Source organism: Humibacter ginsenosidimutans (genome assembly GCF_007859675.1).
GTDB classification, from domain to species: Bacteria; Actinomycetota; Actinomycetes; order Actinomycetales; family Microbacteriaceae; genus Humibacter; species Humibacter ginsenosidimutans.
Window position 1 is genome coordinate 3,658,280 of record NZ_CP042305.1, and the last position, 17,860, is coordinate 3,676,139.

Genomic DNA, 17,860 nt, shown 5'->3' on the forward strand with positions numbered 1-17,860 from the left:
ACGTGAAGCCGGCGGGATCCTCTCCGATTCTGCTTTCCGACCACCTGGGCTACGACGCGCAGGGCGCCAAGGCGGTACTTCTGGCCGCACCGCCGAATGCGGTCGTCGGGCGGGCGTCGATCGTGGCCGCGGGGAAAACGATCGACCTCGACGTCGCGAGCGCCGAGTCCGTCTCGGGATGGGGTGCGACGCAGTATCGACGAATCGACTTCACGTCGGTGCGGGTTGTGGGCGAGCACGTCGTCGAGGTGGAGGTCGACGATCGCCCCGTGACCGCGCGGGTTGTGATCGGGGCCGATCGCCTCGTCGCCGTCACCGTGTCGGACATCGCGGCGGCTTTCCGCGCTGCCCGTTCCTCGGGCGAGATCGACCGCAAAGACGCCCGCGCCCGCTTCTACGCGGATGACAGCGGCGCCGAGGTCGATGCGCGCGGCGGCTGGCTCGATGCTTCCGGCGACTTCAGCAAATTCCTCAGCCATCTGACCTACACCCGCATGATGAGTCCGCAGCAGATACCGCTCTGCGCGTGGGCGATGCTCGCTGCGCGGGACGCCCTGGCGGCGCGGCATCCGCACTTCGACACTTATCAGGGGGCGCGGCTGCGCGACGAGGGGCTGTTCGGCGCCGACTTCCTGATGCGATTCCGCTCACCCGACGGGTACTTCTACACGGCGATCTTCGACGCCCTGACCAAAGACCTGAACGAACGCGTGATCACCGCTCCGCTGCAGAACAGCGTGCGAACGCAGCGTTGGCAGGCGGCGTATCGGCACGGCGGCGGCCTGGCGATCGCCGCTCTGGCCAGGGCATCCACCCTCGACACGCACGGCGAGCACTCCTCTGCTGACTATCTGCGTGCCGCGCAGGAGGGCTTCGAGCACCTCGAGGAGCACAACGCCGAGTATCTCTTCGACGGGGTGGAATCTGCCGTCGACGACTACTGCGCGTTGCTCGCCGCGACGGAGCTCGCGGCGGCGAGCGGCGACAGAGGCCATCTGGATGCCGCTGCTCACCGCATCGCGTCTCTCCGGCGGCGATTCACCGCCGATTCGTCCGGCGTGGGCTACCTCATCGGCGACCGGCTCGGCCGGCCCTTCTTCCACGCGGCAGAGTCCGGGCTTCCGGTCGTCGCCCTCATGCGGTTCGCCGAACTGTTCCAGGGTCAGACGGCGGCCGCGGAGGCGACGGCCCTGGCCATCGACGTCATGTCGGCTCTCGTCGCGCGTACGGACTCGGTGCCGAATCCCTTCGGCTATCCACGGCAGCTGGTGCACGACGAGCACGCCGACCGGCCGCGTGAGGCGTTCTTCTTTCCGCACGACAACGAGACGGGATATTGGTGGCAGGGCGAGAACGCCAACCTGGGGTCGGTGGCGACCGCCGCTGCCCTTGTCGCGGATGCCGCCGGGTGCCCGCCCGCGCTGTCGGATCGCCTCCGCCGGCTCGGCGCCGACTGCCTCGCCTGGGTCGGCGGGTTGAACCCGTTCGACTCCTGCATGCTCCAGGGCAGAGGGCGCAACAACGTCGAGTACCTCGGGCGTTACCAGAACAGCCCAGGCGCGATCGTGAACGGCATCACGTCGCACCCCTTCGATGAAGACGGCATCGCGTTCCTGCCGGACGAGGCGGCGGACGGTGACGAATGGCGCTGGGCGGAGCAGTGGATTCCGCACAGCGCCTGGTTCCTGCTGGCCGTGTGCACGACTCGATGAGCCTTCGTCGAGCCGTGCACACAGCGGATCTCAGTCGGCCGTCTCGGCGGCCAGAGCCTCCGTCGGTGTCGCGCCTTCGAGAAGCGGCGCGGGGTCTTCCTCGCTGAAGTCCATCACCGGCGGCTTGCGGCTGAAGCCGCGGGTGACCACCAACAGGATGATCAGTCCGATGACCACCCAGATGATTCCGGTGACGAGCGCCGTCATCGAGAGGCTCGTCCACAGCCAGACCGTCATCGCGAAGCCCACGGCGGGAGCGACGATGTACTTGAAGACCGCCGCCGTTCCGCGCTCCTTGCGGTCGATGATGAAGTGCTTGATCACCGACAGGTTGACGAAGCTGAACGCGACGAGCGCGCCGAAGTTGATGATGGATGCCACGAAGTCGAGACTCAGGAACACCGCGCCGAGCAACCCCACGACGCCCACGATCACGATGCCCAGCCACGGCGTCTTGAACCGAGGGTGCACGGCGGCGAACACGCGGCGGGGCAGCTGGCCGTCCCTGCCCATCGCGTACAGGATTCGCGAGACGCTGGCCTGCGAGGTGATCACCGAGGCGAAGCTTCCCGCGATGTAGGCGGCGGTGAAGAACGCATAGAGCGCGGCGCCGCCGATGCGCGTCATGACCTCGAGGGATGCCGTGTCGGCGTTCTTGAAGTGCGCGTAGTCCGGGAAGACGATGCCGGCGACGTAGGACACGATGATGAAGATCAGTCCGCCGATGAGCGTGCAGAGCACGATGGCGCGCGGGATGGATCGCTTCGCGTTCTTCGCCTCCTCCGACAGCGTCGAGATGGCGTCGAAACCCAGGAAGGCGAGCGCCAGGTAGGCCGATCCGGCCATGATGTTGCCGACCGTCGAGTTGGCGCCGGCGAACGGCTCGAGCAGGTTCGGTGCCGTGGACTGACCGCTGGCGTAGGCGATGCCGACGATGACGAAGACCACGATGAAGACGAGCTGCACGCCGACCAGCGCCAGGTTGGCGCTGGAGACGAGGGTGATGCCGATCACGTTCAGCAGTGTCACCAGCACGACCGAGATGACGATGAACACCCACGCGGGCACAGCGGGGAACGCCTGATTCAGGTACAGACCGATGATCAGGTAGTTCAGCAATGGCAGCACGAGGTAGTCGAGCAGCAGGGCCCATCCCGTCAGAAAGCCCAGATGCGAGCCGAACGCCTTCTGCGTATAGGTGTACGCGGAGCCGGCGGCGGGATATGCCCTCACCATGTTCGCGTAGCTGTACGCGGTGAAGAGCATCGCGACGGTGGTGACGAAGTATGCCCCGGCCAGATGGCCCCCGGTCACCTGCGTGACGAGACCGTACGTCGTGAAGACGGCGAGCGGCAGCATGTAGGCGAGGCCGAACAACAGCAGGGACGGGGTGCCGAGCGAGCGCTTGAGCTGTGCCGGTGCGGCCGGCGCCGATGGTATGGACACGACAATCTCCTCTGATCGTGGTGACGGGTTCCTCGCCGCGGTGTGCCGAGAATGCTGACTCAGCGATCACGCGGGAAACCGCTTACCGCAGAATGTACACCTTTGGTGTGTAGTGGTTAATACCCTGAGTGAAGATGTGTCGGAATCGACTCTGCGACGCGATCTGAATGCGCCCCGTTGGGTCCCGCTCCTGCAGGACAGACCGATCGGATCGGTGAGCGCATGGCGGCCACGGCGTCGAGTGCACGGGGGAGCGCCCGTTCGGGTGGTAGGAATTACGCATGCCAACCGTCGACAAGAGGTTCTGCTCGTGACGGGGACCGGAGAGACGGTGCCCGCGATTCGGCCGGACTATCCGGAGCCGCTCTGGATACAGGCCGTCAATCTGATTCGCGGGGAGATCGACTCCGGCGTGCTGAAGCCGGGCATGCGGCTGCCGCCGGAACGCGAGCTGTGCACTCAGCTGAACATCTCGAGGGTCACGCTGCGCAAGGCGCTGGGGAAGCTCGTCGATGACAGAGTCCTGAGCTCCTCGCACGGCCGTGGATGGTACGTGTCCTCTGCATCGGTGGGCAAGGAATGGCCGAACAGTCTTGAATCGTTCAGCGAGACTGCGGCGCGAATGGCGCTCACGGCATCCTCGACCGTGCTTCGTGCCCAGAGTGCTCCTGCGACACTCGACGAGGCGGAGGAGCTCTCCATCGCCCCTGGCACACCGCTCTTCCACCTCGAGCGCATTCGTCGTCTCAACGATGTGCCGATCGCGATCGATGCGACGAGGTTGCCGCTGAGTCTTGCTCCCGATCTCGTAGACACCGACTTCTCGGAGGCGTCGCTCTACGAGCGCCTGGCCGCAGCGGGTGTGCAGCCGGCAAGGGCAGACGCGATCATCGAGGCGCGCGGAGCCGATGCCGCCATCGCCAAGGCGCTCGGCGTCGAAGTGGCGGCACCGGTGCTGATGATGCGGCAGCTCGTGCTCGACGCCGATGATCGGCCGCTCTTCGTCTCGAGCATCACGTATGCGGGCGACAGATACCGTCTGCGCACGTACTTCTCCCGGTCGCGGAGCTGAGGGGCGCCGAGCTGCTCAGGCCGCGACCGAACCGAGGAGCTTCGTCACGGCCTCCTCGCCATCCCATGCGCGCGCCCAGTGACTGTCGACCGGCCATGTCGTGATGTCGGGGTCGACGTCGCCGATCGTGACCTCGGGATGACTGCGGTAGCGCTCAGCGTCGACGACGAACGGAGCCGACTTCGGATCGGGTGCCGCACGGACGAGCAGCTGGGTGTACGGATGGATCGGGTTCATGATGACGTCGTCGCTGAGCCCGCGCTCGACGACGCGGCCCGTGCGCATCACGACGATCTGCGACGAGAAGTGCCGTGCCGTGGCCAGGTCGTGCGTGATGTACAGCACGGCCAGATTGCGCTGCACCTTCAGATCGTCGAGGAGCTGCAGGATCTCCAGGCGGATGGAGACGTCGAGCATCGAGACCGGTTCGTCGGCGATCAGCACCTCGGGCTGGGGTGCGAGGGCACGAGCGATGGCCACGCGCTGCCGCTGTCCGCCGGAGAGCTCGTGCGGATATTTGTCGAGGATCGTCTTCGCGGGCGCGAGGTTGACGGCATCCATGAGCCTCATGAGCTCCCGCTCCTCCTCGGATTTCGTGCGCACGATGCCGTGGATGCGCAGAGGTCGGGACAGCTGATGGCGGATCGGCAGCGACGGATTGAGCGACGAGAACGGGTCTTGGAAGACCATCTGCACGCGAGACCGATACTGCTTCACGGCGACGCGCCCTTTCTGCAGCGGGCTCCCGTCGAGAAGGATGCTGCCCGACGTCGGGTCGATCAAGCGGATGAGCATCTTCGCCATGGTCGACTTGCCGCTGCCGCTCTCACCGACCAGCGCCACCGTCTCACCCGGCTTGACGATGAGAGAGACGTCGTCGACCGCGCGCAGCAGCGATGAGCCGAGGCCCGTGCCTCGAACGCGATACTCCTTGCAGAGATGAAGTGCTTCGAGCGTCGTCATGGTGTGTCATGCGCCTTTCTGGGCGACGTAGCGAGTGCCGGTCACGGGTGCGTCTCCGCGCAACGAAGGGAAAGAACGCAGCAGGTGACGCGTGTAGTCATGGCTCGGGTTCTCGAGAAGGACCTTCGGCGGAGCCTGCTCGACGAGTTCGCCGGAGAGCATCACTCCCACCCGATCGCTGATCTCGAGCAGCAGACCGAGGTCGTGCGTGATGAACAGGACGGCGAAGCCGAACTGGGTGCGGAGCATGTTGATCTGCTCGATGATGTTGCGCTGCACCACGACGTCGAGCGCCGTAGTCGGCTCGTCCATGACGATGAGGCGAGGGCGAAGCGCAAGCGCCATGGCGATCATGACGCGCTGGCGCATGCCTCCGGACAGCTCGTGCGGATAGCTGTTGAGGCGGCGCTCATCGATCCCCACGGTCTTCAGCAGCTCGGCAGCCCGCGCGGTGCGCTCACGGCGGCTCAGGCCGGCCTTGTGGTCGATGAAGATGTCTGCGATCTGCGACCGCACGGTGTGCACGGGATTGAGGGCGTTCATGGCGCCCTGGAACACCATGGAGATCTCGCTCCATCGGAACGCGCGCAGGTTCGGCCCGTCGAGATCGAGGATCTCCTGTGTCGAGCCATCCTGGTTGCGCCACTCGATCGATCCGCCCACGATCTCTGCGGGAGGCTGCAAGAGGCGGGTGACGGCATAGGCGAGCGTCGACTTGCCACAGCCGCTCTCGCCGGCGAGGCCGAAGATCTCGCCCTGGTCGATGCGAAGCGAGACGGACTTGACGGCACGAACAGGATCGGCGGTCTGGTACTCGACGGTGAGGTCACGGATGCTCAGCAGCGGCTCGGTCATCGTGTCGCCTTTCGGTGTGCGTCGCGGGAGGCGCGTTTGACGAGCGCAAGCGTGCGAAGGCGCGGGTTGATCCGCTCGTCGATGCTGAAGTTGATCAGGCCGAGCGCCGCTCCGAGCACGGCGATGCAGAGTCCTGGCGGCACGAACCACCACCATGCACCCAGCGTGATGGCTTGCGCGTTCTGGGCGAAGAAGAGGATGCTGCCCCATGACTTGCCACCGGGAGCACCGAGACCCAGGAACGAGAGGCCGGCCTCTGCGAGGATGGCGCCGAGCGCGCCGAAGACGAACTGCGACGCGATGATCGGCATCAGGTTGGGCAGGATCTCGCGCAGCATGATGCGCCAGGTCGATTCGCTGGCGACCCTTGCGGCATCCACGTAGTCGCGGGACCGGACCGACAGCGTCTGCGCGCGGAGCACTCTGGCCGCGCCGGCCCAGCTGACGATGGCGATCACGATCGAGATGACCACGATGCTGCGCGACTGAACGTAGTCGGTCACGATGATCAGCAGCGGAAGCCCCGGCAGCACGAGGAAGACGTTGCTGATGAGCGATGCGGCCTCGTCCCATTTGCCGCCGAGGAAACCCCCGCCGACGCCGAAGATCATGGAGAGGATGACGGTGATCGCTCCGGCGATGAAGCCGATGGCCACCGAGCCCGTCGTGCCGGCGAGCACCTGCGACAACACGTCCTGGCCGATGTTCGTCGTGCCGAACGGATGGGCGAACGACGGCGGCTGAAGGCCGATGGAGCTCGTCTGGTTCGGGTTCGGTGCGATCAGCGGCGCGATGAACGCGATGACGACGAAGAAGGCGCAGATGGCGAGTCCCGTCCACAGCTTCCACGAGGCGTTGCGGAAGGCCGCCCATCGCTTTCGAGGAGCATCGTCGACAGCCGTGACCGCATGCTCTGCCGCGGGGGCCGCGAGTTCTTGTTCGGAGAAGGTCATGACGTGCTCCTAGCTCGCGATCCGGGTGCGCGGGTCGATGACGCCGTAGATGATGTCGGCCACGAAGTTCGCCCCGAGCACTGCCAGCGTGATGATGAGGAACAGGGCCTGCATCAGGGGGTAGTCGTCGTTCTCCACGGCCTGGATGAGCGTGTAGCCGACGCCCGGGTAGGAGAAGACGCTCTCGGTCACGACCGATCCGTTCACGATGAAGCCGAGCGAGATCGCGAATCCCGTGATGCTGGGCAGCAGCGCGTTGCGCATGGCGTACGAGCCGAACACGCGGCCGGGACGCAGCCCCTTCGCCCGTGCGGTGACGACGTAGTCCTCCGCCATGGTCGAGACCATCATGTTGCGGGCAGCCAGCACCTGGGAGGTGACAGAGGCGAGCACGATCGTGAACGCGGGAAGGAGTCCGTAGTAGATCACGGACCCGATGAAATCCCAGGTGAACCCGGGCATGACCGTGTTGTCGTATCCGCCGGTGACGGGGAACCACTGCAGGTTCACACCGAAGATGTAGACCAGGATGAGCGCGAGCCAGAAGTAGGGAATGGCCGACAGGAACGTGGAGACCGGCACGAGTGAGTCGAGCCAACTGCCGCGTCGCCATCCGATGTAGGAGCCGAACAACAGGCCGACGATGTAGCTGATGACCGTCGCGATGCCCACGAGACCGAGCGTCCACGGCAGCGCCTGGCCGATGACATCCACCACAGGCGACGGATAGTAGGTCACCGAGAGGCCGAAGTTTCCGGTGAAGATGTGCTGGAGATAGCTGACGTACTGCACGATCAGCGGCTCGTGGGTCTGGCCGAACTGGAGCTCGAGTGCGTGTCTCGCCTCGGGCGGCAGCGGTGCGAGGCGCTGCGTCTTGGCGATGATCACCTGTACCGGATTCCCCTTCACCATGCGGGGGAGAAAGAAGTTGAGAGTGATCGCGATCCATCCTGCGAGCAGATAGAAGACGACCTTTCTCAGGTAGTAGCGCATTGTTGGATCCTCGGGTTGGAGTCGAAGGCGGGTCTGCCGCAGGGGCGGACCCGCCTTCGACCGTCAGGAACGGGGCTTGAGCTTCTTCGCCACCCAGCCGACGTTCTGGGCGATCCAGTTGGAGGGGTTGGCCCACAGGTCGTCAGTGGTCGGCCATCCCGTGAAGTACTGGTCGCGATACGTCGTGACCGCACCGTTCTGCGAGAGCAGGATGTACGGCTGGTTCTGTGCGAAGTACGTGCCCAGCTGTTGATACGCCTTGGCGACGGTCGCCTGGTCGTTCGTGGAGGCCGCGGTGTTGAGCAGCTTCTGCACGGCCGGATCCGAGAATCTTGCGTAGTCCGCCGACGCGGTCTTTCCGATCGGTGCGCTGAGGTCGGAGTTGAGCGCCGTGTTGAACTGCTGGAACGGCGTCGGACCGGTGGCGATGCGGTCGTCGAGCATGTCGAAGTCGCCCGTCGCCTGCGCCGTCGAGTACGCGCCGAGCGACATCTGCTGCGAGGTGGCCTGGATGCCGAGCTTCTTGAAGTCTTCGACGAGCAGCTGGTTGGCCGTGATGGTGTCGGTGTAGCCCGTCACGGTTGCGATGTTGAAGGTGATCGGCTTGCCGTTCTTGCCGAGCAGATCGCCCGACGCGTCGGTCTTGTAACCGGCGTCGGCAAGGATCTTCTTGGCCTGACTGACGTCTTCGGTCATCGTCTTGCCCTTGTAGTCGGGCGCGACGAATGCCGAATCGCGAGGCTGCAGGAGGCTGGTCGGATTCGCGGGCGTGTCAGTGCCACCGAAGGCCTGCTTGATGATCGAGTCGCGGTCGATCGAGAGGCTGAGCGCCTTGCGGAACTGCACGTCATTGAAGGGTGCCTTCGTGAGGTTCATGATGAGCACCTTCACGTCGGCGGGAATCACCGTGTCCTTGTTGTACTTGGTGTCCTTGTCGAGGAACGAGTGCTGCACGTCTTCCAGCGCGATGCCGGCCCAGTCGAGCTTGCCGGCGTTCAGCGCGTTGAGCCCTCCGGTGTTGCCGTTCTCCGAGACGAACCGCAGGCCGGGAACGGCCGGCTCGCCCTTCACGTAATAGTCGGGGTTCTTGACGACCGTGAACGACTGACTCGAGTACGTGCCGAAGCTGAAGGCGCCTGTGCCGATCGGCTTCGTGTTGAGGAACTTCGACGGATCTTTGATCGACTTCCAGATGTGCTCCGGGACGATGAAGGTTTCGCCCAGCAGAGGGAACTCATTGGTGTAGTCGGGCTGGGACAGAGTGATGGTGACGTGGGTCGCGTCGGTGGCCTTCGCGCCGGCCAGCTTGAGCCCGTAGGTGTTCAGCGCCGGATTCGACTTGATGAGGTTGTACGTGAACGCGACGTCGTCGGCACTGAACGCCTTGCCGTCCTGCCATTTCACTCCGCTGCGCAGCGTGACGTCGTAGGTCTTGCCGTCGGGGGAGACGGTGAAGCTCTTGGCGAGCCAGGGCTGCGGTGCCTCGTTCTTGGCGGTGTTGTAGTAGAAGAGCGGCTCATAGACCGAGCCGAGAACAGCCCCCGCCGGGCTCCAGTAGACACTGGACGAGAACGGGTTGAAGTTCTGGGGGATCGCGCCGGGGTTGCCGGTGTAGATGTTCACGTAGCGACCGGACCCGCCCGACGCACCTGAACCGCCGGATGCCGAGCATCCGGTCAGCGCGAGCGCGGCGATTGCCACGCCGGCGATGACGGACGCGATGCGCCCGCCCTTCTTTCGCATTTGCACTGTGTCTCTCCTCGTCGCCGATGACTGATCGGTCATGGTGCTCTCGATAGGTGGTCCGTGGGGCCGGACTCCTGCACCGGGCGGATGGCTCGGTACGGCGGTCGCGACGTCGCGGACCGCATAGCTGGCAAGCATAGGTGTGGTCAGGTTGAGGTAGCAAGAGGTATTCGTTACGGATTTATTAACGAGTCAAAAGGTAGACCACTACATAACAAGTCTCCTATCATGAGGAGTCTTGTGCTGGCCGCTCGGCCCGCTACCCGCTCGGTCTCACACACCAGGAGGACTCTGTGATCCGTCTCGGCCTGCTCGGCTCTGGCTTCATCAGCGACACCTACGCCGATGCCCTGCGCGACGTGCGCAATGCAGAGGTGGTGGCCAACTACTCCCGCGATCTCACGCGGGCCGAATCGTTCGGGCGGCGGTGGGGCATCCCCGATCAGTACGACGACATGGCCGCGCTCTGCAGCAGGGGCGACATCGACATGGTCGTGGTCGCGTTGCCCAACGAGGTGCACGTCGACGCAGTGCGGGTCGCGGCACAGGCGGGAAAGGCGATCGTCTGCACGAAGCCGCTGGCACGCACGGGAGCAGAAGCGGCGGAGATTCTGCGGATCGTGCGCGAGCACGGGGTCTGGCACGGATACGCCGAGAGCTCGGTGTTCTCGCCGAACATCGCGAAGGCGCACGAGATGGTGGCGGCGGGCGCGATCGGCCAGGTGCTGACGATGCGTGCCCGCGAGGCCCATTCGGGACCGCATGCCGCGCATTTCTGGGACGCGGAGACCGCGGGAGGCGGAGCCCTGCTCGACATGGGATGCCACACCGTCGAGTCGGCGCGTCACTTCTTCGGCAAGGACAACGCGGTGACCGAGGTGATGGCGTGGGGTGCCACCATGATGCACGGTGACAAGACCACAGGAGAGGACACGGCGATCGCCCTGCTCAAGTTCGCGGGAGGGCAACTCGCCACGATCGAGTCCTCCTGGATCGAGAAGGGCGGCATGGCTCTTCGGCACGAGTTCGTCGGCAGTGCCGGCCGCATCGTGACCGACACGTCGAACACCCCGGTGTGGGGCTTCATCGAGAACCCCGCCGGATATCTGGTGGAGAAGGCCGACGCGGAGACCGGCTGGGTGTATCCCGTGCCGGAGGAGGCGAGGGCCTACGGCTTCAGCCAGGAGATGAGGCATTTCGTCGACTGCTATGCGGCGGGTGTCGAACCGATGGAGACGTTCGACGACGGGTGGACCGTGAACACGATCATCGACGCGTGCTACGCCTCCATGCGTTCCGGTGCGTGGGAGAAGATCGAGTGGGCACGATGACCGAGGAACTGGTCGGTGGGTTCAGCATCGACTATCCGGATCCGCTCTGGATGCAGGCGGTGGACACCCTGCGAGAGCAGGTGACCTCGGGCGTCCTCCGACCAGGGATGCGTCTTCCGCCCGAGCGCGAGCTCTGCGGGCGCCTGGGCATCAGCCGGGTGACGTTGCGCAAGGCGTTGACCAAGCTCGTCGACGAAGGAGTGGTGCGTTCCTCTCATGGGCGCGGCTGGTACGTCGCTGGGGAAGAGCGCAACGAGTGGCCGAACAGCCTGGAGTCGTTCAGTGAGACGGCCGCCCGGATGGGCCTCGTGCCGACATCCGTGGTGTTGTCGGCTGCGCCTCAGTCCGCCAGTCTCGATGACGCGGAGGCCCTCGCGATCGCGCCGGGCACGCTCGTCTTCCGGCTGGAGCGAGTGCGCATGCTGAACGATGTGCCCATCGCCGTCGATTCGTCGATGATCCCGCTTGCGCTCATTCCCGGCGCAGGAGAGGTCGACTTCCGCACGGAGTCGCTCTACGAGACCCTGGTGGGCGCCGGCCTCGATCTCGCGCACGCCGAGACGACCATCGAAGCGAGACCTGCCACGGATGACGTCGCCGGCCACCTCGGCATCGCCGTCGGTGATCCCACGCTGGTGATGCACCAGTTGGTGCGCACTCGCGCGGAGCGTCCCGTTCTGGTCTCGACCGTGCGCTATGCGGGTGATCGTTACCGCCTGCGCACGTTCTTCGCCCGCGCGGGCAGTCACGGCGCGTTCGGCGCCGAGTGAGCCCGGATCCGCCACGTCTGCTTCGTCGTGGAGTCTTGCGTTCACTGTCGCATAGTGGATAACCTTTGGTATCTAGTGGTTCGTAGGCGGAATGGCCTCGATTCTGCGCTCAACCCCTCCAGGAGACACCTGTGAACACACCCCAGCACCAGTCGCCCGCCGTGGCTCGCGCCGTGGCTTCGCTCCGACCAGAGGAGATCGAGGCGAGCACGGGCATCCTGCGACGCGAGGGTCTGATCGGCGAGTCGACGCATGTCGCCTACTTCGGTCTGCTCGAACAGGACAAGCGCACACTGCTGAACGGCGACGTTCAGCCGCGACGCTTCCGGGCGATGTTGGTCGATATGTCCAGCGGGGCGCAGCACGACGTCGTCGTCTGCCCGGAGGAGGACCGCGTCGTCTCATCGCGTGAGCTCGACGTCGCCGTCGACGGACAGGTGCCCGTCGTGCTGGAGGAGTTCTCGCTCGTCGAAGAGGTCGTGCACCAGGGACGAGCGCTGGCTGGCCGCCATGCGCACGCGCGGCCTCACCGATGTCTCGCAGCTGCGTGTGAACCCCCTGTCGGCCGGAGTGGCCGCGGCAGACGAGCAGGGTCGTCGCCTTCAGCGCTGCTTCACCTTCGTGCAGAAGACCCCGCAGGACCTCGGGTGGGCGCACCCCGTCGACGGCGTCACGGTCATCGTCGACGTCGTCACCCGCGAGGTGCTCGACGTCATCGACTACGTCGAGCTGCCCGTTCCGCCCGAAGACGGCAACTTCCACCTGCCGGAGTGGGTCGACGAGCCCCCTCGCGCCGGCCTCAAGCCCATCGAGATCTCGCAGCCGGAGGGCCCGAGCTTCACGATCGACGGCGACGGCGTGCTCGAATGGGCGGGCTGGCGGCTGCAGGTCGGCTTCGACCAGCGCGAGGGTCTCGTTCTGCACAACGTGTCGATCAACGACCACGGTGAGCAGCGGCCCATCCTGTACCGGGCATCCATCGCCGAGATGGTCGTGCCGTACGGCGACCCCGGACCGCAGCGCTGGTTCCAGAACTTCTTCGACTGCGGGGAGTACCTGCTGGGCGGCTTCGCCAACTCGCTCGAGTTGGGCTGCGACTGCGTGGGCGACATCACCTACCTGGATGCCACGCTCGCCGACAACGCGGGCAACGTGCGTGTCATCCCGCAGGCGATCTGCATTCACGAAGAAGACACCGGCATTCTCTGGAAGCACTTCGACAACTGGAACGGGTCGAGCGACTCCCGCCGCAACCGCCGCCTCGTCGTCTCGTTCTTCGTCACCGTGGGCAACTACGACTACGGCTTCTACTGGTACTTCTCGCTCGACGGCAACATCGAGCTCGAGGTCAAGGCCACCGGCGTCGTGTTCACCTCCGCCTTCCGCGGGGACGACTACCCCTACGCCTCCGAGCTCGCGCCCGGCCTCGGCGCGCCGTACCACCAGCACTTGTTCAGCGCGCGGCTCGACACCATGCTCGACGGCCTCGACAACGCGGTGGACGAGCTCGAGGCCGTCGTCATTCCGCGCGGCCCTCAGAACCCTTCCGGAACCGGATACACGCAATCGGTGACGCGGCTGCGCACAGAGTCGGAGGCGCAACGGTTGGCGGACAACGGCAAGAACCGTGTCTGGCGGGTGTCGAACCCGTCGGTGCGCAACAGGCTCGGAGGAGCGGCCGGATACGTGCTCCACCCCGAGGGCAGGCCGGTGCTGCTCGCGGATGCCGACTCCGACATCCACGCTCGCGCGACGTTCACGACGAAGCACCTCTGGGTGACGCCGTACGCCCCCGACGAGCTGTACCCGGCAGGCGACTTCGTGAACATGCATCCTGGCGGGGCGGGGATTCCCGCATGGACCGCCGCCGACCGCAACGTCGACGACACCGACATCGTGCTCTGGCACACGTTCGGTCTGACCCACTTTCCGCGCGTCGAGGACTGGCCGATCATGCCGGTCGACACGGCCGGGTTCGTCTTCAAGCCGTACGGGTTCTTCGACCGCAACCCCACGCTCGACATTCCGCCGTCGGACCACTGCGCGCCGGGCGAGCACTCGAGCGCGGGGCACGACCACCACGACCATGCCGCGCACGAGCACGGTGCGCACGAGCACACGACCGAGGAGACCCGATGAGTGCGCTGGGCGTACAGCTGTACAGCGTCAAAGACCAGCTCGGTGACGAGCTGGAGCCGACTCTGCAGGCACTGGCAGGCTTCGGCTTCACCCACGTGGAGCCGTACGACATTCTTCGCGATCCCGTTCGTCTGCGCGCCGCGGCCGACGCCGCTGGGCTGCGCATCGCGAGCGTCCACGCCAAGATCACCGAGCTCGACCCCGAGGCAGTGCTCGACGCGGCGACGCTTCTGGGCGCCGACACCGTGATCGTGCCGTTCGTGCCGCCTGCGACGCTGGCGACCCGCGACGGCGTGGAACGCGTCGCCGACGAGATCTCGGCGGCCGCGGAGGCGGCGGCGGCGCGTGGCATCCGCATCGGCTACCACAACCACGACTTCGAGTTCCGCACCCTCGACGACGGACGCACCGCATACGACGTGCTCGTCGAGCGTCTCGATCCCCGTGTCGTGCTCGAGCTCGACACGTTCTGGGCCAGCGTGGGCGGTGCCGACGTCTTCAGCCTGCTGCCCGAGCTCGGTGACCGCGTGCGTCTGCTGCACCTGAAGAGCGAGCCGTACGACGATCGCCACCCGATCACGGGCGTGGACGTCTCCACGCGCCTCGACGAGGTGCTGGCGCTCGCCGCGGGGAGTCTCGAGCTGCCCGTCGTCGAGGTCGTCGTCGACGGCGACGCCCTTCCGGTGCTCGAGCGCAACGCACGCTACTTTCTCGAAAGGGTTCCGGCATGACGCAGGCCGCACCCGTCGGCGTCGGCATCATCGGCGCCGGCAACATCTCCGACGAATACCTGACGACGCTGACCGCAGCACCCGATGTCTCGGTGCGCGCCATCGCCGACCTCGACGTCGAACGCGCGGCGACGCAGGCCGAGCGCTACGGCATTCCGTTCCACGGCTCGGTCGACGAGCTGCTGGAGCGCGATGACGTCGAGCTCGTGGTGAACCTCACGATCCCCGCGGCGCATGCCGAGCTCACCTTGCGCGCCGTGCGCGCGGGAAAGCACGCCTGGGCCGAGAAGCCGATGGCGCTCGACAGGGCGTCGGCGCGAGAGATCCTCGACGCGGCGCGGACCGCCGGCGTGCTGGTCGGCAATGCTCCCGACACGATCCTGGGCGAGGGCATCCAGACCTCTGCCGCCCTGCTTCGCGACGGTCGCATCGGCGAGCCGCAGACCGTGCTCACTCTGATGCAGGGGCCCGGGCCGGATGCCTGGCACCCGCGCCCGCAGTTCCTCTTCGCCCGTGGCGCTGGCCCGCTCTTCGACATCGGCCCGTACTACCTCACGACGCTCGTTCAGCTGCTCGGCCCGATCGCGGAGGTCAGCGCGTTCGGACACCGGGCGCGCCAGGAACGCGTCGTCGGATCGGGGCCGGACGCCGGCACCCTGTTCCCGGTCGAGGTGGACACGCACCTGAGTGTGCTCACCCGATTCGCCGGCGGCGTGGTCGGCACCTCGATCTACTCGTTCGACTCCCCGCAGCGCAGGCAGCTGTTCGAGATCACCGGCGACTCCGGCGTGCTGCGCGTGCCGGTCAGCGGCTTCGACGGTCCGACCGGACTGCTGAACGGAGACGACCGGGAAAAGGAGTGGACCGACGTCGAAGCCGAGGGAGCGCCGCGCACGCGCGGGGTCGGAGTCGTCGATCTCGCCAGAGCCGTGCGCGGCTCGACCGCGCCGCGAGCGAGCGCCCGGCTCGCGTATCACGTGCTCGACGTTCTGCTGGCGATCGAAGAGTCCGCCGCGGCGGGCGAGCCGGTGCGCATCGCGAGCTCCGCGGCATCCGTGCCAGACCTGAAGCCGACCTGGAATCCGAGGACCGTGATGACCGACCCCACCCAACGCGAGTCGACGAGTGAGCCGGTCGCGTCCGGTACCGGCGACGACCACGAGGGAGCGGCCGCGTGAACCAGGACTACGCACCGTTCGCCGAGGCGCGAGAGAGCCAGGCGGACGCACTGACCGCGGCGATCTCACGTCTGGGTGATCGCGTCACGGGCCTCGCCGACCGGGGGCGCCTCTCGGGCCCGGGCCCGGTGTTCGTCGGCATCGGAGCCAGCTTCGCGGCGGCTGCCGCCCCGGTGTGGGCCCTTCGATCGAGGGGCGTGCACTCGTGGCGGCTCGGCGCCGGCGACCTGCCGATTCCGTATCCGGTCAGCGAGCATCCCGTGGTCGGAATCTCGCAGAGCGGCAGGAGCGCCGAGACGCTCGCGGTGCTGGAGTCCATACCGCGCGCCCAGCGCATCGCGGTGGTGAACACCGAGCCGTCGCCGGTCTCCGGTCTGAGCGACTGCACGGTCTCGCTCGGCAACATCGAAGACAGCTATGCGTCGACGATCGGCTACACGGCGACGGTCGCCGCACTCGGCATGCTGGCGGATGCCTGGAACGGCGGCGAGATCGACCCGGGCTGGCACGACCTCGGCGCCGAGTTCGCGAGGGTCGACGGCATCGCCAGGCGGCGGGCCGCCGAGCTCGCGCAGCTGTTCGGCGCGGCCACCTCGGCCGACTTCGTGGGCGCCGGTCCTGCCGTGGGATCCGCCGAGGCCGGCGCGTTGCTGTTCCGCGAGGTGGCGCGCATCCCCGCGACGGGCATGAGCACGCGCCAGTACCTGCACGGATCGATGGAATCGGCGGGAGACGGCGTGCACGTCGTGCTCGGCGACAGCCGCGAGCTCGACCTCGCACGCACGCTGTCGTCGGCAGGGCACCACGTGATCCTCGTGTCGGCAGAGGCGGTCGAGGAAGGCCCGACGCTGCATCCGATCACCATTCCGCGCCGCCCTGCCGCCCAGCGTGCCGTGCTGGAGGCTGCGGTCCTGCAGTCTCTCGTCGAGGCCGTCGCGCACGAGCGGTCGCTCGACATCGAGGAGTTCGTCTTTCACAACGCCGACACGAAGGTCACGGCGGGGGAGCACGGATGACCGGGCTGCTGGCCGGAGTCGACGCAGGCGGCACGAAGTGCACCGTGCGCCTCGAGCGCGTCGACGGCACGCTCTTCGGCGAGACGACGTTCGACGCCGACGACTGGGAGGCGGAACCGGCCGCCGCCGCGGCAGCGTGGATTCGCGCCCGTGTCGACCAGGCGGCGTCCGGCGAACCGATCGAGGCGATCGGCGTCGGAGCGCAGGGATGCGACAACCCCGCCGTCGCCGCCGAGCTCGGCACTGCGCTCGGCGAGCTCGGCTCGCCGGCCGTCGTGGTCAACGACGCCGCGCTGCTCGTGCCCGCCGCCGGCCTGACGGAGGGCATCGGCGTGATCGCGGGCACCGGATCCATCGCCGTCGGCAAGACCGCAGACGGATCATCGATCCACGCCGGCGGATGGGGTTGGGTGATCGGCGACGAAGGCGGTGGCGCGGCTCTCGTGCGCGATGCCACCGTCGCGGCGCTCACCGCATCCGACTCGGGTCTCGATGACGACGGCCTGCTCGCCGCGCTGCTGACGGCGTTCGAGGTGCCGAACGCCGAGCGACTCGCCCGTGCAGTCAACGACGACCCGAGCATCTCGAACTGGGCGCCCAGGGCACCGGTCGTCTTCGCGGCGGCCGAGGCCGGATCGGCACGCGCCGCGGCCGTCGTCGACGGCGCGGCAGCTCGGCTCGCCGGCCTGGTCGACCAGGTCGGCAAGCGCGGAGCGATCGGTCGCAGCGTTGTGGCCGCCGGCAGCGTGATCGTCAACCAGCCACGCATGTTCGACGCCTTTCGCGCGGCCGTGGCCCACAGGCATCCGGAGCTCGAGGTCGTGCTGCTGCAGGACGATCCGGTCGCCGGTGGTGTCGTGCTCGCTCGCCGACTGTCGGCATCTCAGCTCGCGCTTTCGCGGTGACGTCTGATCGAGACGATTCACCGTTCCGTTCCCACCGCAGTTCACACCTC

14 protein-coding genes and 1 pseudogene are annotated in these 17,860 nt (G+C 66.8%); 9 read left to right on the forward strand and 6 right to left on the reverse strand.

The window, feature by feature from the left end; translation table 11 throughout:
- Positions 1-2: 2 nt before the first annotated feature.
- Complete coding sequence (locus FPZ11_RS16880; protein WP_246846338.1) at positions 3-1,712, forward strand: glycoside hydrolase family 9 protein; 1,710 nt, start codon at positions 3-5, stop codon at positions 1,710-1,712.
- A gap of 30 nt (positions 1,713-1,742) precedes the next feature.
- On the opposite strand, the gene FPZ11_RS16885 is transcribed toward FPZ11_RS16880, so the two are convergent.
- The gene (locus tag FPZ11_RS16885) at positions 1,743-3,158 is read right to left on the reverse strand and encodes an APC family permease (protein ID WP_246846339.1); all 1,416 of its coding nucleotides are present in this window, start codon (positions 3,156-3,158) and stop codon (positions 1,743-1,745) included.
- A gap of 310 nt (positions 3,159-3,468) precedes the next feature.
- On the opposite strand from FPZ11_RS16885, the gene FPZ11_RS16890 reads away from it, so the two are divergent.
- Positions 3,469-4,230 carry a GntR family transcriptional regulator gene (locus FPZ11_RS16890; protein ID WP_246846341.1) on the forward strand — a complete coding sequence of 254 codons (762 nt, stop codon included), beginning with the start codon at positions 3,469-3,471 and terminating at the stop codon, positions 4,228-4,230.
- Positions 4,231-4,245: 15 nt separating this feature from the next.
- Here FPZ11_RS16890 and FPZ11_RS16895 read toward each other — a convergent pair whose 3' ends face one another.
- From FPZ11_RS16895 to FPZ11_RS16915, 5 genes are all read right to left on the reverse strand, one after another.
- A complete protein-coding gene (locus tag FPZ11_RS16895; protein WP_146322216.1) occupies positions 4,246-5,193 on the reverse strand; it encodes an ABC transporter ATP-binding protein in 948 nt (315 codons plus the stop codon).
- 6 nt (positions 5,194-5,199) lie between these two features.
- A complete protein-coding gene (locus FPZ11_RS16900) occupies positions 5,200-6,048 on the reverse strand; it encodes an ABC transporter ATP-binding protein (protein WP_146322217.1) in 849 nt (282 codons plus the stop codon).
- A complete protein-coding gene (locus tag FPZ11_RS16905) occupies positions 6,045-7,001 on the reverse strand; it encodes an ABC transporter permease (protein WP_146322218.1) in 957 nt (318 codons plus the stop codon). The genes FPZ11_RS16900 and FPZ11_RS16905 overlap by 4 nt, the downstream gene beginning before the upstream one ends.
- Before the next feature lie 9 nt (positions 7,002-7,010).
- Complete coding sequence (locus tag FPZ11_RS16910; RefSeq protein WP_146322219.1) at positions 7,011-7,994, reverse strand: ABC transporter permease; 984 nt, start codon at positions 7,992-7,994, stop codon at positions 7,011-7,013.
- A gap of 63 nt (positions 7,995-8,057) precedes the next feature.
- Positions 8,058-9,737 (reverse strand): ABC transporter substrate-binding protein, encoded by a 1,680-nt coding sequence (locus tag FPZ11_RS16915; RefSeq protein ID WP_146322220.1) that lies wholly within the window; start codon positions 9,735-9,737, stop codon positions 8,058-8,060.
- Positions 9,738-10,033: 296 nt separating this feature from the next.
- On the opposite strand from FPZ11_RS16915, the gene FPZ11_RS16920 reads away from it, so the two are divergent.
- The 7 genes and pseudogenes from FPZ11_RS16920 (at position 10,034) to FPZ11_RS16950 (ending at position 17,810) form a co-directional block, all read left to right on the forward strand.
- Entirely contained in the window at positions 10,034-11,071 is a 1,038-nt protein-coding gene (locus tag FPZ11_RS16920; RefSeq protein ID WP_146322221.1) for a Gfo/Idh/MocA family protein, read from the forward strand.
- Positions 11,068-11,841 (forward strand): GntR family transcriptional regulator, encoded by a 774-nt coding sequence (locus tag FPZ11_RS16925; RefSeq protein ID WP_146322222.1) that lies wholly within the window; start codon positions 11,068-11,070, stop codon positions 11,839-11,841. Before FPZ11_RS16920 ends, FPZ11_RS16925 begins: the two co-directional genes overlap by 4 nt.
- Before the next feature lie 131 nt (positions 11,842-11,972).
- Positions 11,973-13,980, forward strand: a pseudogene (locus FPZ11_RS16930) (primary-amine oxidase).
- Positions 13,977-14,711 (forward strand): sugar phosphate isomerase/epimerase family protein, encoded by a 735-nt coding sequence (locus FPZ11_RS16935; protein WP_146322223.1) that lies wholly within the window; start codon positions 13,977-13,979, stop codon positions 14,709-14,711. The pseudogene FPZ11_RS16930 and the gene FPZ11_RS16935 overlap by 4 nt, the downstream one beginning before the upstream one ends.
- The gene (locus FPZ11_RS16940; protein WP_146322224.1) at positions 14,708-15,889 is read left to right on the forward strand and encodes a Gfo/Idh/MocA family protein; all 1,182 of its coding nucleotides are present in this window, start codon (positions 14,708-14,710) and stop codon (positions 15,887-15,889) included. Before FPZ11_RS16935 ends, FPZ11_RS16940 begins: the two co-directional genes overlap by 4 nt.
- Positions 15,886-16,905, forward strand: coding sequence for an SIS domain-containing protein (locus tag FPZ11_RS16945; RefSeq protein WP_146322225.1), 1,020 nt, complete (start codon positions 15,886-15,888; stop codon positions 16,903-16,905). Before FPZ11_RS16940 ends, FPZ11_RS16945 begins: the two co-directional genes overlap by 4 nt.
- The gene (locus tag FPZ11_RS16950) at positions 16,902-17,810 is read left to right on the forward strand and encodes an N-acetylglucosamine kinase (protein ID WP_146322226.1); all 909 of its coding nucleotides are present in this window, start codon (positions 16,902-16,904) and stop codon (positions 17,808-17,810) included. The genes FPZ11_RS16945 and FPZ11_RS16950 overlap by 4 nt, the downstream gene beginning before the upstream one ends.
- Positions 17,811-17,860: the final 50 nt, after the last annotated feature.